At 62.1% G+C, this 12,088-nt stretch carries 13 protein-coding genes; 7 read left to right on the forward strand and 6 right to left on the reverse strand.

What is annotated here, in order from left to right; genetic code table 11:
• Positions 1 to 160: 160 nt before the first annotated feature.
• Positions 161 to 778 (reverse strand): DUF1236 domain-containing protein, encoded by a 618-nt coding sequence (locus GFM02_RS22730; protein WP_168322875.1) that lies wholly within the window; start codon positions 776 to 778, stop codon positions 161 to 163.
• Between the two features lie 287 nt (positions 779 to 1,065).
• Here GFM02_RS22730 and GFM02_RS22735 point away from each other — a divergent pair, with 287 nt between their 5' ends.
• A complete protein-coding gene (locus tag GFM02_RS22735) occupies positions 1,066 to 1,761 on the forward strand; it encodes an MBL fold metallo-hydrolase (protein ID WP_168270726.1) in 696 nt (231 codons plus the stop codon).
• A gap of 14 nt (positions 1,762 to 1,775) precedes the next feature.
• Here GFM02_RS22735 and GFM02_RS22740 read toward each other — a convergent pair whose 3' ends face one another.
• The 4 genes from GFM02_RS22740 to GFM02_RS22755 form a co-directional block, all read right to left on the reverse strand.
• Positions 1,776 to 2,117, reverse strand: a complete 342-nt coding sequence (locus GFM02_RS22740) for a tRNA-binding protein (protein ID WP_168322876.1) — start codon at positions 2,115 to 2,117, stop codon at positions 1,776 to 1,778.
• A gap of 10 nt (positions 2,118 to 2,127) precedes the next feature.
• Positions 2,128 to 2,955, reverse strand: a complete 828-nt coding sequence (gene proC / locus GFM02_RS22745; RefSeq protein WP_168270725.1) for a pyrroline-5-carboxylate reductase — start codon at positions 2,953 to 2,955, stop codon at positions 2,128 to 2,130.
• A 1-nt stretch (position 2,956) separates the two neighbouring features.
• Complete coding sequence (locus tag GFM02_RS22750) at positions 2,957 to 3,457, reverse strand: YbjN domain-containing protein (protein ID WP_003541709.1); 501 nt, start codon at positions 3,455 to 3,457, stop codon at positions 2,957 to 2,959.
• 390 nt (positions 3,458 to 3,847) lie between these two features.
• Entirely contained in the window at positions 3,848 to 4,108 is a 261-nt protein-coding gene (locus GFM02_RS22755) for an accessory factor UbiK family protein (RefSeq protein ID WP_003541711.1), read from the reverse strand.
• A 202-nt stretch (positions 4,109 to 4,310) separates the two neighbouring features.
• On the opposite strand from GFM02_RS22755, the gene lgt reads away from it, so the two are divergent.
• The 6 genes from lgt (at position 4,311) to GFM02_RS22785 (ending at position 10,292) form a co-directional block, all read left to right on the forward strand.
• Positions 4,311 to 5,159 carry a prolipoprotein diacylglyceryl transferase gene (gene lgt, locus GFM02_RS22760; protein WP_168270724.1) on the forward strand — a complete coding sequence of 283 codons (849 nt, stop codon included), beginning with the start codon at positions 4,311 to 4,313 and terminating at the stop codon, positions 5,157 to 5,159.
• Between the two features lie 18 nt (positions 5,160 to 5,177).
• Positions 5,178 to 6,278 carry a class I SAM-dependent methyltransferase gene (locus GFM02_RS22765; RefSeq protein WP_020051035.1) on the forward strand — a complete coding sequence of 367 codons (1,101 nt, stop codon included), beginning with the start codon at positions 5,178 to 5,180 and terminating at the stop codon, positions 6,276 to 6,278.
• Positions 6,279 to 6,389: 111 nt separating this feature from the next.
• Complete coding sequence (pgeF, locus tag GFM02_RS22770; protein ID WP_168270723.1) at positions 6,390 to 7,184, forward strand: peptidoglycan editing factor PgeF; 795 nt, start codon at positions 6,390 to 6,392, stop codon at positions 7,182 to 7,184.
• 5 nt (positions 7,185 to 7,189) lie between these two features.
• A complete protein-coding gene (locus tag GFM02_RS22775) occupies positions 7,190 to 8,341 on the forward strand; it encodes a M24 family metallopeptidase (protein WP_168270722.1) in 1,152 nt (383 codons plus the stop codon).
• Positions 8,342 to 8,432: 91 nt separating this feature from the next.
• Positions 8,433 to 9,254, forward strand: a complete 822-nt coding sequence (locus GFM02_RS22780) for a hypothetical protein (RefSeq protein ID WP_168270721.1) — start codon at positions 8,433 to 8,435, stop codon at positions 9,252 to 9,254.
• A 105-nt stretch (positions 9,255 to 9,359) separates the two neighbouring features.
• Positions 9,360 to 10,292 carry a ribose-phosphate pyrophosphokinase gene (locus tag GFM02_RS22785; RefSeq protein WP_020051039.1) on the forward strand — a complete coding sequence of 311 codons (933 nt, stop codon included), beginning with the start codon at positions 9,360 to 9,362 and terminating at the stop codon, positions 10,290 to 10,292.
• A gap of 220 nt (positions 10,293 to 10,512) precedes the next feature.
• Here GFM02_RS22785 and GFM02_RS22790 read toward each other — a convergent pair whose 3' ends face one another.
• A complete protein-coding gene (locus tag GFM02_RS22790) occupies positions 10,513 to 12,048 on the reverse strand; it encodes a hypothetical protein (protein WP_168306222.1) in 1,536 nt (511 codons plus the stop codon).
• Between the last annotated feature and the right edge of the window lie 40 nt (positions 12,049 to 12,088).

Consider the following 12,088-nt stretch of genomic DNA (forward strand, 5'->3'; position numbering starts at 1 on the left):
GACCGCCGATCCATGCCGAACCTTCGGCATATTAGTATATTATCATGTTTTTTGGAGGAAAGCGTTAAGGAAAATCAACCGATGCGGGATTAAGGCAGGAAGAAACGCCCCGAAACGAGGCGGTCCGACGTCCGCCTCGCCTCAGTTTCTGTCGATCACGTCATTGATAGACGTAGACGATCCGGCGTGTACCGGGATCGACCAGCACCGGCCGGTCGTTGATCCTGACATAGCGGTACTCGTAGTCGGGAATCGTCTGGAAGGTGACGTCTGCAGGCACTTCCGCGCCGACGACGACATCGCCGCCAAGCTGCACCGTCTCGCCCGGATTGGTGTCGATATAGGTGCGGACCGTCTCCGGCGGGGTGATGGTCTCGACCGCTCCGACGGGGCCGAGCAACTCGTCGCCCGGCGCCGGCTGCGGATCGGCCGGAACGACACTCGCGGTCGACTCGTAAGTCACGCTGGGAACGCCGATCTCGGCGCGGTGCTGCTCGACGATGACAGAGCTGCCGCCGTGATCGACCTGTAGATAATCGGCATAGACCCAGCCGCGCATGCCGTTGACGTCGACACGGCACCAGCGGCTGCCTTCGATGCAACCGTCGAGCACCGCGGTCGAGCCGCGGGTGGCAAGGCCGACCGAGGGATATTGCGGACCAGGACCGGCGCGAACGTTGAGATCATTGACCGTCGTCGCCATCATCTCCGCCTGCGCAAGGCCGCCGCTCGCCAGGAGCACGGCTCCAGCCAACAGAATGTTTCTCTTCAAGGTCATATGAGCGTCTCCTTGGTTTCGATGGGCTGACAACGCGCGGGGTTCCACGATGTTCCCCGGCACTCCGCCCAGCGAAACGCCGCTTGTCGGAGATTTCATCCAAGTGCCTTGAAGAATTGAAGAAAATTCGATTTTTCCGCTCTAAGGCAATGGCGAAGAGAGGCATAAACTCTTGTTGCAGTCCGTCTCTTTGCCGTGAGGCAGGCCGCAATGGCGGAAGATTCCGGCTGTCCTTGCCGCGGTTTCGGACTATACCCGAAGCAACAGAGACACGAAGCGAGGCACTTATGGGTATGCTCCAGGCCGGCATCATTCCGGTGACACCCTTCCAGCAGAACTGCACGATCTTCTTCGATCCCGATACCAAGGAAGGCGTCGTCGTCGATCCCGGCGGCGACGTGCCGCTCATCCTGCAGGCGATTGCCCAGAACGGCCTGACCATCAAGGAAATCTGGCTGACACACGGCCATCTCGACCATGCCGGCGGCGCCAGTGAATTGAAGGAGGCCCTCGGCATCGATGTGGTCGGCCCGCATCAGGACGATCTGCCGCTGCTGCAGCGGATCGAAACGCAGGCTGAAAAATACGGCATATCAGGATTGCGCGACGTCGTGCCCGACCGCTGGCTGAAGGACGGCGACAAGATCTCTTTCGGCACCCATGAGTTCGAGGTCTACCACACGCCCGGCCACGCCCCCGGCCACGTCATCTATTTCAACCGTTCCCAGAATTTCGCTCATCTCGGCGATGTCCTCTTCAACGGCTCGATCGGCCGCACCGACCTGCCCGGCGGCAATCACCAGCAGCTTCTCGATTCGATCCGCGACAAGGTATTGCCGCTCGGCGACGACGTCGGCTTCATCTGCGGCCACGGCCCCGGCAGCCGCATTGGCGACGAGCGACGAAGCAATCCATTCCTGCAAGAGATCAAACCTCGTGGAGGATCCGATGCCGGCACCTCAGGCGAGGCCTCGAACAAATAGCTGCAAGCTCGCGCTCACATCATCTTTCGGCCGTTCGGCACCAGCTGTTCGACCGCAGCAAGCACGATTGCGCCGTTCTCATCCTCGAAACCCAGCGTCAGCACTTCCGAGCGGAACGGCCCGATCTGGCGCGGCGGGAAGTTGACGACGCCGAGCACCTGCCGGCCGATCAGGCTTTCCGGCGTATAATGCACGGTGATCTGCGCTGAGGACTTTTTGATGCCGATGTCAGGACCGAAATCGATCAGCAGTTTGAACGCAGGCTTGCGCGCCTCCGGAAAAGGACTGGCTTCGATGATCGTGCCGACGCGGATATTCACACGCTCGAAATCGGCGTAGGTGATCTCTTCTGCCATATGGTCTCCGTCAGCCAGCCAGTTCCTCGGCCCGTTTGCGCGCCGCCGCAAGGGCTGCGTCGAACAAGGGCTGCATGCCGTCTTCGGCCATTAGCACGGCGAGCGCCGCCGCCGTGGTGCCGCCGGGAGAGGTCACATTCTCCCGCAGCCGCGAAGCGTCGTCGGGGGACTGGTGCATGAGTTCACCAGCCCCCGCGACTGTTTCCCGCGCAAGACGCATGGCGAGGTCCGCCTGCAGGCCGAGTTTACGGCCTGCCTCCGCCATACATTCGGCGAGATAGAATACATAAGCCGGACCGCTGCCCGAAAGCGCCGTCACGGCATCGATATCGGCTTCCGCCGGTACCCATTCGACCGGCCCCGAGACGCGCAGAAGGGAATGCACGCGTTCACGCTGCCGATCGCTGACCCCTGAATTCGCAAAAGCGCCGGTGACGCCGCGCCCGACCATGGCTGGCGTGTTCGGCATGGCCCGCACCATGGCGGCCTTGCCGAGATGTTTCTCGAGGAAACCGAGCGTCTTGCCGGCCGCGACCGAGACGACGACCGTGCCCGGCCCGACGGCACTCTTAACCGCCGGCAGCACCGTCTCCATCACTTGCGGCTTGACCGCGAGGAACAGCACGCTCGCCTTCAAATCCGTAGGAAGCGCAGTCAGATGAGTCGCACCAGCCTCGTTGATCGTCGAAAGCATCGCCGGCGACGGGCCGGGATCGACAACGATGACGGCCGAGCCCGGAACGCCGCTTTTCAGCCAGCCGGAGAGCATCGCCCCGCCCATGTTTCCGGCACCGATCAGAACGACGGGATGTGTCGAGGAGAAAGGGATCGTCGGCATCTTATGCCTCGCCGACCGTTTCAAACAGCACGGCTTCCATCGCCTTCGTCGCTTCCATGCCGGACCAGACGACGAACTGGAACGCCTGGAAATAGGCTTCGCAGGTGTCGAGCGCGCTGGAAAGCAGAACCTCCACCTGGCGATTGGTGGGCTCCGCGCCGCCGGCAAGTAGCAGCGATTGGCGGAAAATCACGACATCTTCCTGGCGCCAGAGGTCGAAATGACCCATCAGCACCTGCCCGTTGATCGCCGAGAGCAGCTTGACCACCTCGTTGACCCTGATGTCGGGAACTTTGATATCGAAGGCGCAGCCAAGATGCAGCGCCTCGAACTCCTCCATCCAGGAGAAGGAGACGTGGTAGTCCGTCCAGCGCCCCTCGACCGTCATCGCGATCTCGTCCTCGCCGGACCGTTCGAACGACCAGTCGTTGTTGGAGGCAACGTACTCGATCATATCGACCGGGTTCGACTGACGCTCGACTTCCAATTCCATCAGGTTCATGCAGCACCTTCTTGACCGGAACGAATGCGACCTAACTTGGTGTACGAACACAAGAAAGACACACGCAAAATACCGGAACCACCACTCGGATGATCGTTGAACCGCTGCCAGACTTAACGCAGATAACCTGCCCGGAGCTTACCAAGTCGCTTCGAATCATCATTTAAAATCAGTGTATAGCGCCCCTTGCCCCCTGCCAGCCCCCTGAAGGGAAAATAGGACCGGCCACTGTGGAAAGGCTCTTCGAAATTCAATTCAGAAGGGAGAATAAGCGACTCTGCGAATTGGCTTTTTTGGCAGTGTCCACAGGTGGAAAACTCACCTGGTTTTTTCTACGGAAGATGCGGCGTGTGGCATGAAGGCAACGCCGCATCTGTGTCGTATCGGGACTTAAGCGCCCTCGCCGGCAAGCTTCGCCTCGAGTGCTGCGATGCGGGCGGCAAGCGCCTCGTTCTCGTCGCGTGCCTTGATCGCCATCTCGCGCACGGCCTCGAACTCCTCGCGCTTGACGATGTCCATGCTGTTCAGCCAACGCTCGGCCTGGGCGTTGAAGGCGGTTTCGATCTCCTTGCGGACGCCCTGGGCGGCACCGGCCGCATCGGTCATCAGCTTGGCGAATTCGTCCATGATGCGGTTCGTTCCGGTCGTCATGGCGTTTTTCTCCCTTCGCATGAGGTGATTTCAGCCCTTCAGGGCATCGAGGATTGAGGTAGGGCTTCGCCATCGACGATGCAAGCGCTTTACACGGGATAAGCTTGCCGGGAACCGGCCGGGAACGGGCCATCACGAACAATGGACTTGACCGTCCGGGATCGCAGCGGCATGTTCCGCGCAACTCAACAGGTGGAAAACCTTGCCGACAGCAGCCGATCTCCTTGCCATCATGCCTTTCCCGGATATCGATCCGATCGCTTTTTCGATCGGTCCGCTGGCGATTCACTGGTACGGCCTCGCCTATGTCGCCGGCATCCTGCTCGGCTGGGCCTATGCGCGCCGCATCGCCGCCAATGACAGTCTCTGGCCCGGCAACGTCTCGCCGATATCAAAGACGCAGCTCGATGATTTCATCGTCTGGGCAGCGCTTGGCGTCGTCCTCGGCGGTCGTCTCGGCTATATTTTCTTCTATGATCTCCCCGCCGTCCTGCGCAGTCCCGTCCGTGCGCTCGAGATCTGGAACGGCGGCATGTCCTTCCACGGCGGTCTGACCGGCACGACGATCGCCATGATCCTCTTTGCCCGCCGCAACGCCATCCCGGTCTGGAGCCTGTTCGATATTGTCGCCGCCGTCGTTCCCTTCGGTCTGTTCTTCGGCCGCATCGCCAATTTCATCAATGGCGAGCTGTGGGGCCGGTTGACCGACGCGCCCTGGGCCGTGGTCTTCCCGACCGGCGGTCCCTTCGCCCGTCATCCGAGCCAGCTCTACGAAGCCGGCCTCGAAGGCATCGTTCTGCTCCTGGTGCTGGCCGCCTTCGTCTATGGCATGCGCGCGCTGAAAAGCCCCGGTTTCATTACAGGCGTCTTCGTCTGCGGTTATGCGCTGTCGCGCATCTTCGTCGAATTCTTCCGCGAGCCTGATGCCCAGCTTGGTTACCTCCTCGGCACGAACTGGCTGACCATGGGCATGGTGCTCTCCTCCCCGATGATCCTGCTTGGCCTCTGGGCGATGCTGCGGGCTCGCCGCCAGGCTGCGCTGCAGCTCTGAAACGGCGGGACGCGCGACATGACCACCGCTCTCGGCGAAAAGATCAAGGCGATTATCCAGGCCAACGGCCCGATCAGCGTCACCGATTATTTCTCGCTCTGCCTCGCAGACCCCGAACACGGCTATTACCGCACCCGCGAGCCCTTCGGCCGTTCCGGTGATTTCGTCACCGCGCCGGAGGTCAGCCAGATCTTCGGCGAGATGATCGGCGTGTTCATCGTCCATGCGTGGCAGCGCCATGGCACACCGACAGACGTCCGCCTCGTCGAGATCGGCCCCGGCCGCGGCACCATGATATCAGACATGCTGCGCGTCATCTCCCGCATCGCTCCACCGCTTTTCGACGCCATGACCGTGCATCTCGTCGAAACCAGCGAGCGCCTGCGCGACGTCCAGAGCCAGACGCTCGAACCTTACGGCGAGAAGATCACCTGGCACGATGGCTTCGACGAAGTACCGCCCGGCTTCACGCTGATTGCCGCCAACGAACTCTTCGACGCCATCCCGATCCGCCAGTTCGTCCGCATGCCCACAGGGTTCCGTGAGCGCATGGTCGGCCTCGACGCCGATGGCGAGCTGACTTTCGCCGCCGGCGTCGCTGGCCTCGATCCCACCTTGTTGCCCGAACCGGTGCAGAACGTGCCGGTTGGCACCCTCTTCGAGATCTCGCCTGCCCGCCAGGCGGTGATGATGGCGATCTGCGAGCGGCTGCGCGCCTTCGGCGGCACGGCGCTTACGATCGACTACGGCCATCTCGTCACCGGCTTCGGCGATACGCTGCAGGCCGTGCGCATGCATGAATTCGACCCGCCGCTCGCCCATCCCGGCGAAGCCGATCTGACGAGCCATGTCGACTTCCAGCAGCTCGCCGAAACGGCGCTTGCGGCCGGCCTGCATCTGAACGGCGCCCTGCATCAGGGTGATTTCCTGACCGGCCTCGGCATCCTCGAACGCGCAACCGCGCTCGGCCGCGATCGCGAGCCGCAAACCCAGCAGGTCATCCAGGCGGCGGTCGAAAGGCTCGCCGGCGCCGGTGAAGGCCGGATGGGCGAACTCTTCAAGGTGATGGCGGTCTCCTATCCCGCCCTCGATCTCATGCCCTTTCGTCCGATGGATTGACAGGGCGCACGCGGCTGGTTCAACATCCGCCCGAAACAAGAACTTGAAGCGCGCCGCGTAGGCGATGCGCTTGGGATAATAACAAACCCCTCGAAAACCCCGGAATCACAGATGCAGGACGCGGCCTCTCCCGCACCGATCGAAAGCGCGCTGCTAAACGAAGCAGCGGGCGCCACGATCCGGCACGGTTATTTCACTCGGGCCGGCGGCGTTTCCGAAGGGCTGTATCGCGGCCTCAATGTCGGCCTCGGCTCCAGCGACGAACGCGACAAGGTCCTGGAAAACCGCCGTCGCGTCGCCGCCTGGTTCGGCTTGCCGGTCGAGCGGCTGGCAACCACGCATCAGGTCCATTCCGCCGATGTCGTGACGATCGGCGCCGATTACGACGGCGCCCGCCCCGACGCGGATGCGATGGTAACCCGCACCCCTGGCATTGCGCTTGGCGTGCTCGCCGCCGATTGCGGACCCATCCTGTTTGCCGACCCCGACAATCGCGTCATCGGCGCCGCCCATGCCGGCTGGAAGGGCGCGCTGACGGGCGTGCTCGAAAATACCATCGCCGCCATGGAGGCGCTCGGTGCGGACCGCGCTCGCATCGTCGCTTGCCTCGGCCCCTCGATCAGCCAGGCGAGCTATGAGGTCGGCCCTGAGTTCGTCGAGCGTTTCGTCGCCGAAAACCCGGAGGACGAGCGCTATTTCGTGCCTTCCGCAACGCCCGGCCACGCCATGTTCGACCTGCCGGCGCTGACCGTCGACCGGTTGACGATAGCCGGCGTGCGTGCGGAAAGCCTCAGCCTCTGCACCTATCCGGACAACGAGCGCTTCTTTTCCTACCGCAGGACGACACATCGCAAGGAGCCGGATTACGGCCGCCAGATTTCCGCGATATCAATCAGGGAGACTTGAGCAGAATGGCACTGCACTTCGAAAAGGCCGAATTCGCAAGCCGGCTTGCGCGCCTCACCGAGAAGATGAAGGAAGAAAAGCTCGACGCCCTGCTGCTCTTTGCCCAGGAAAGCATGTACTGGCTGACGGGCTACGACACCTTCGGCTACTGCTTCTTCCAGACGCTGGTCGTCAAGAGCGACGGCACCATGGCGCTGATCACCCGCTCGGCCGATCTTCGCCAGGCCAGGCATACCTCGATCCTCGAGGACATCCATATCTGGGTCGACCGGGTCAATGCCGACCCGACGCTCGACCTGAAGAACCTGCTGGTCGAGATGGACCTGCTCGGCGCCCGCATCGGCATCGAATATGACACGCACGGCATGACCGGCCGCGTCGCCCGGCTACTCGACGCGCAATTGACCGCCTTCGGCCAGATCGTCGACGCCTCCTACCTCGTCAGCCGCCTGCGCCTGATCAAGAGCCCGACGGAGGTCGCCTATGTCGAGCGCGCCGCCGTTCTCGCCGACGATGCGCTCGATGCCGCGATACGGCTGACAAAACCCGGCGCCGACGAGGCCGATATCCTCGCCGCCATGCAGGGCGCGATCTTTTCCGGCGGCGGCGACTACCCCGCCAACGAGTTCATCATCGGCTCCGGCGCCGACGCCCTGCTTTGCCGCTACAAGGCCGGCCGCCGCAAGCTCGACGCCAACGACCAGCTGACGCTCGAATGGGCCGGCACCTATGCGCATTACCATGCCGCCATGATGCGCACGATCGTCATCGGCGAGCCGACGCATCGCCACCGCGAGCTTTACAACGCCTGCCGTGAAACCATCGAGACGATCGAGACCGTGCTCAAGCCCGGCCAGACCTTCGGCGATGTCTTCGACATGCATGCCAGGATCATCGACGAGCGCGGCCTGGCCCGCCACCGGCTGAATGCCTGCGGTTATTCGCTCGGCGCCCGCTTCTCGCCGTCCTGGATGGAGCATCAGATGTTCCATGTCGGCAATCCGCAGCCGATCGAGCCGAACATGTCGCTCTTCGTGCACATGATCATCGCTGATTCCGATACGGGAACGGCGATGACGCTCGGCCAGACCTATCTGACGACAGCGGATGCGCCGCGCGCGCTATCCCGTCATCCGCTCGATTTCATCGGGCTCTGACCGGTGAGAATCCGGAATTGACAGACGACCGTCCCCACCCGCATAAATTCGGGTGGGGCTGATTGCGATTGCGGGAAGGACGGACCAAGGGATGACGCGAGCTGCGATTGTGCCCACGCTCCTGTTCGTCATGGCTTTACTGACAGCCTGCAACACGACCGATGCGCTGACGCCGCAGGTCGACATCGGCAATTCCTCCGGGGGCGCCCCGTCAAGCCCGGTGACGCAGAGCGAAGCCGAGCGCTTGGCAGGCAGCCGCCAGCCGAGTTTCTCGGGAAACTCGCAGCAGGGCGGCTACCATCCAGCCTATGATCAGTCGCAGCGGGCCTATCGACCCGGCACCGGCGCGGCGCCGACGACGATGCAGGAACAGGCAGATGCCCTTTCGAGAAGCGGCTCCTCACCGGCCGCCTCTGCCGCGATCGACGGACAATCGCTGCCCCCGCCGGCGGCCAGTGGTGAGCTTGCCGCACAGCCGGCTCCGCCGGCCGAGGCGCAACAGCCGCAGCAGACCGCCGCCCTCCCCCCCAGTTCTTCCTCCGCCCACGGCAATACCGTGCGCTTCCTACCGATCATCGGCGCGCCGGTGCAGGCCGTGACACCGCTCTCGCGCCAGCTCGGTGCCGAGGCGCGCGCGCACGGTCTTTCCATCAAGAGTTCGAACGACGCGAGCAGCGACTACATCCTCAAGGGCTACCTCTCCGCCTTCAGCGACGACGGCAAGGTCACCGTGGTCTATGTCTGGGACATTCTCGACAGCGGCGGGGGCCGCCTGCACCGCATCCAGGGACAGGAAAGCGTACCGACGGCCGCGGCCGATCCCTGGGCGGGCGTTCCGGCCTCGGTGATGCAGCAGATCGCCTCGAAAACCATCGCGGAATTCTCTTCCTGGCGGCAGGCTCAGGGCGGTTAGTCACAAACTTTTTGCAAATATGGAAGCCTGTGGCGCCTTTGCCCTTGCATTCACGGGGAAGCTGACTAAAAAGCGCGGCTATCAGCGCGTAACAGGCGGACCAAAATGAAGGTTTTCGCGGGCAATTCGAACCGGCAACTCGCCGAAGCGATCTGCAACTATCTCAACGTTCCCTTGGGGAAAGCCAGTGTTCGAAGGTTTGCCGATCAGGAAATCTTCGTGGAAATCCAGGAAAATGTGCGCGGCGAGGACGTTTTCCTTGTACAGCCCACCGCTTTTCCCGCAAACGACCACCTGATGGAACTGCTGATCATGATCGACGCCATGCGTCGTTCGTCAGCCCGCCGCATCACCGCCGTCCTTCCCTATTTCGGCTATGCCCGCCAGGACCGCCGTGCCTCCGGCCGCACACCGATCTCCGCCAAGCTGGTTGCAAACCTCATTACCGAAGCCGGCGCCGACCGTGTCATGACGCTCGATCTCCATGCCGGGCAGATCCAAGGCTTCTTCGATATCCCGACCGACAATCTCTTCGCCATGCCCGTGCTGACGCGCGACATCAAGAGCCATTATGACCTCAGCAACGTCGTGGTCGTCTCGCCTGACGTCGGTGGCGTGGTTCGCGCCCGCGCGCTTGCCAAGCGGCTGGACTGTCTTCTGGCCATCGTCGACAAGCGTCGCGAGCGGCCGGGTGACTCCGAAGTCATGAACATCATCGGCGACATCACCGGCAAGGACTGCCTGCTGATCGACGACATCGTTGATTCCGGCGGCACGCTCTGCAACGCTGCCGACGCGATGCTGGCCAAGGGCGCATCCAGCGTCACCGCCTATATCACCCACGGCGTTCTCTCGGGCGGCGCAGTCACCCGCGTCACTTCTTCGAAGCTGCGCGAACTCGTCATCACGGATTCGATCCAGCCGACCACGGCGGTTCTCTCGGCGCACAATATCCGCATCGTAACGACGGCGCCGCTGATCGGCGAAGCCATCAGCCGAACGGCTCAGGAAGAGTCCGTCTCCAGCCTGTTCGATTAAAGAGAGCCGGCATTCGACCGGCTCTTTCAATTTCTGCATCAGATGGACCAAGCTATTACTGGGCATGCTCTTCGAGCCGCATGAATTGCTGGCCGTTGATAGTCGCCGAGCCGCGTTCGGTGACAACGAAAGCCCAGAATAAACCGCCGTTGCGATCGTTGGGCGCAAAAAAGCCGGCACAAGGCCGGCTTTTTCATTTCTGATCCTAATTTGATAATGCTCAAGGCTGCTGCGGCGGCGCAGGTACCGCGTCCTGATCCTGATCCGGTTCCTGCTCCTGGTCTGGCTCCTGATCCGGACTATCCGGCCCCTTGACCACCTGCCCGTTGACGGCGATCGCGCCGTCGCGGCTGACGCTGATGTCCCAGCGCGAGCGGCCATCTGCATCGGTCTTGGCGAAACCCTTCACCATCATGATGCCGAAGGAGACCTGATTGAGATCGGGATCCGTCTTGGCAAGCTCCTGAACCGCGGCAATCGTCTTGTCGAGATCACGGGCAAGGATCGTCGCCTCCATCGAATAGTCCTTCTGGGTATCGACGCGTCCCTCGATCTTGCCGGTCATGTCGAGGTCATAGACATCGGACTTGGCGCTGACCTTCGGAAACTCGATGGCGAGCCGGCCATCGCGGAAGAGCTTCTTCGCCATCTCCTCGCCGCTCGTCTCCGGCGCCTCGGCGCTGCTGAAATCCACCGCCATGAAGGCGTCGCCGAAGGTGGCGAAATCCAGATTCGGCATGGCGAGTTGCAGCTCGAAGCTGGTCGGCATGAATGGCGAATAGCTTGGCGGCATCAGCGGGCTGTCGAGTCTGATGTCCTGCGCATTGATGCCGAAGCCGAAACGTATGGCATCGCTCGGCCCATCGATGGCCAGGTTGTAACCAAACGCCTTGACGCCGCCATTGCCCATCTGGCTGCTGACGGTCAGATTGTTGACCCCGATTGTTTCGCTGAAAGAGGCAAGAATCGGGAAGGCTTGCTTGAGCATTCCCTTTATCTTGTCGCTATTCTCCGGGCTCAGTTCCTTCTCCTCGAGATGGTCGAGAACGAAAAGGACGATCTCGCGGATTTGCTTGGCCGGCAGGCCGTTCACCTTGGCATCGAAATCGATCGAATCGGCACGGATTTCAACGGGCGGCATTTGCAGGCCGGAAACCTGCTCCACGAAAGTGGACATCGAGCCGCTGCCCGCAAAATCGATACGCCCGTTGCCGCCTGCGCTGTCCGTCGAACTCAGCTTTTGGTCGATCGCGGCGATACTGGCATGGACTTCCTCGGTGTCGGACTTGCTGGTGACCTTGATGTCCTTGCCGGTGAAGGTGCCGGAGCGCAGATAGCTGATCGCCGGATCGAAGACGCCGGTGTAGACAAGCGAAGCGATGGAGTAGGAAAAGTCCGTCGGCTTCTGGTCGGGACCTTTGAAATGGCCGGAAACGTTGAGGTTGTTGTCACCCTCGATGTTCCAGAGCCCGCTGTCGAGCGGCGTGGCGAACATCGAGAACGGCGTCAGCCCGTTGATCGCGAATGTCGCCGGATCGGCCTTGGCAAGCAGCTTCGCCAGATCGTAAATGATCTCATATCGCGCCCCCGCCGGATTGACGGTGATCAGGCCGCTCTTCGCCAAATCCTCGGGAAGCAGCTTCGTCAGCGTGTCCTTGACCGCATTGGCGCCATCCTGATTGATCTCGACACCCTGGGCCGTGGTGACAAGGCAAAGTGCCAGCAAGCTCGTTGCCGTGACAAGTTTGAGACGCATAGTCCGATTTCTCCTCAGCCGCTTTTTTGAATGCGGGCCA

The organism is Rhizobium leguminosarum bv. viciae (assembly GCF_012276115.1).
Taxonomy (GTDB): domain Bacteria; phylum Pseudomonadota; class Alphaproteobacteria; order Rhizobiales; family Rhizobiaceae; genus Rhizobium; species Rhizobium leguminosarum_T.

Excerpts from the sequence above, each read along its gene's own strand:
- GFM02_RS22730 (WP_168322875.1), bottom strand. The coding sequence starts at position 778 with ATGACCTTGAAGAGAAACATTCTGTTGGCTGGAGCCGTGCTCCTGGCG.
- GFM02_RS22735 (WP_168270726.1), top strand. The coding sequence starts at position 1,066 with ATGGGTATGCTCCAGGCCGGCATCATTCCGGTGACACCCTTCCAGCAG.
- GFM02_RS22740 (WP_168322876.1), bottom strand. The coding sequence starts at position 2,117 with ATGGCAGAAGAGATCACCTACGCCGATTTCGAGCGTGTGAATATCCGC.
- proC (WP_168270725.1), bottom strand. The coding sequence starts at position 2,955 with ATGCCGACGATCCCTTTCTCCTCGACACATCCCGTCGTTCTGATCGGT.
- GFM02_RS22750 (WP_003541709.1), bottom strand. The coding sequence starts at position 3,457 with ATGAACCTGATGGAATTGGAAGTCGAGCGTCAGTCGAACCCGGTCGAT.
- GFM02_RS22755 (WP_003541711.1), bottom strand. The coding sequence starts at position 4,108 with ATGACGACCGGAACGAACCGCATCATGGACGAATTCGCCAAGCTGATG.
- GFM02_RS22765 (WP_020051035.1), top strand. The coding sequence starts at position 5,178 with ATGACCACCGCTCTCGGCGAAAAGATCAAGGCGATTATCCAGGCCAAC.
- pgeF (WP_168270723.1), top strand. The coding sequence starts at position 6,390 with ATGCAGGACGCGGCCTCTCCCGCACCGATCGAAAGCGCGCTGCTAAAC.
- GFM02_RS22775 (WP_168270722.1), top strand. The coding sequence starts at position 7,190 with ATGGCACTGCACTTCGAAAAGGCCGAATTCGCAAGCCGGCTTGCGCGC.
- GFM02_RS22780 (WP_168270721.1), top strand. The coding sequence starts at position 8,433 with ATGACGCGAGCTGCGATTGTGCCCACGCTCCTGTTCGTCATGGCTTTA.
- GFM02_RS22785 (WP_020051039.1), top strand. The coding sequence starts at position 9,360 with ATGAAGGTTTTCGCGGGCAATTCGAACCGGCAACTCGCCGAAGCGATC.
- GFM02_RS22790 (WP_168306222.1), bottom strand. The coding sequence starts at position 12,048 with ATGCGTCTCAAACTTGTCACGGCAACGAGCTTGCTGGCACTTTGCCTT.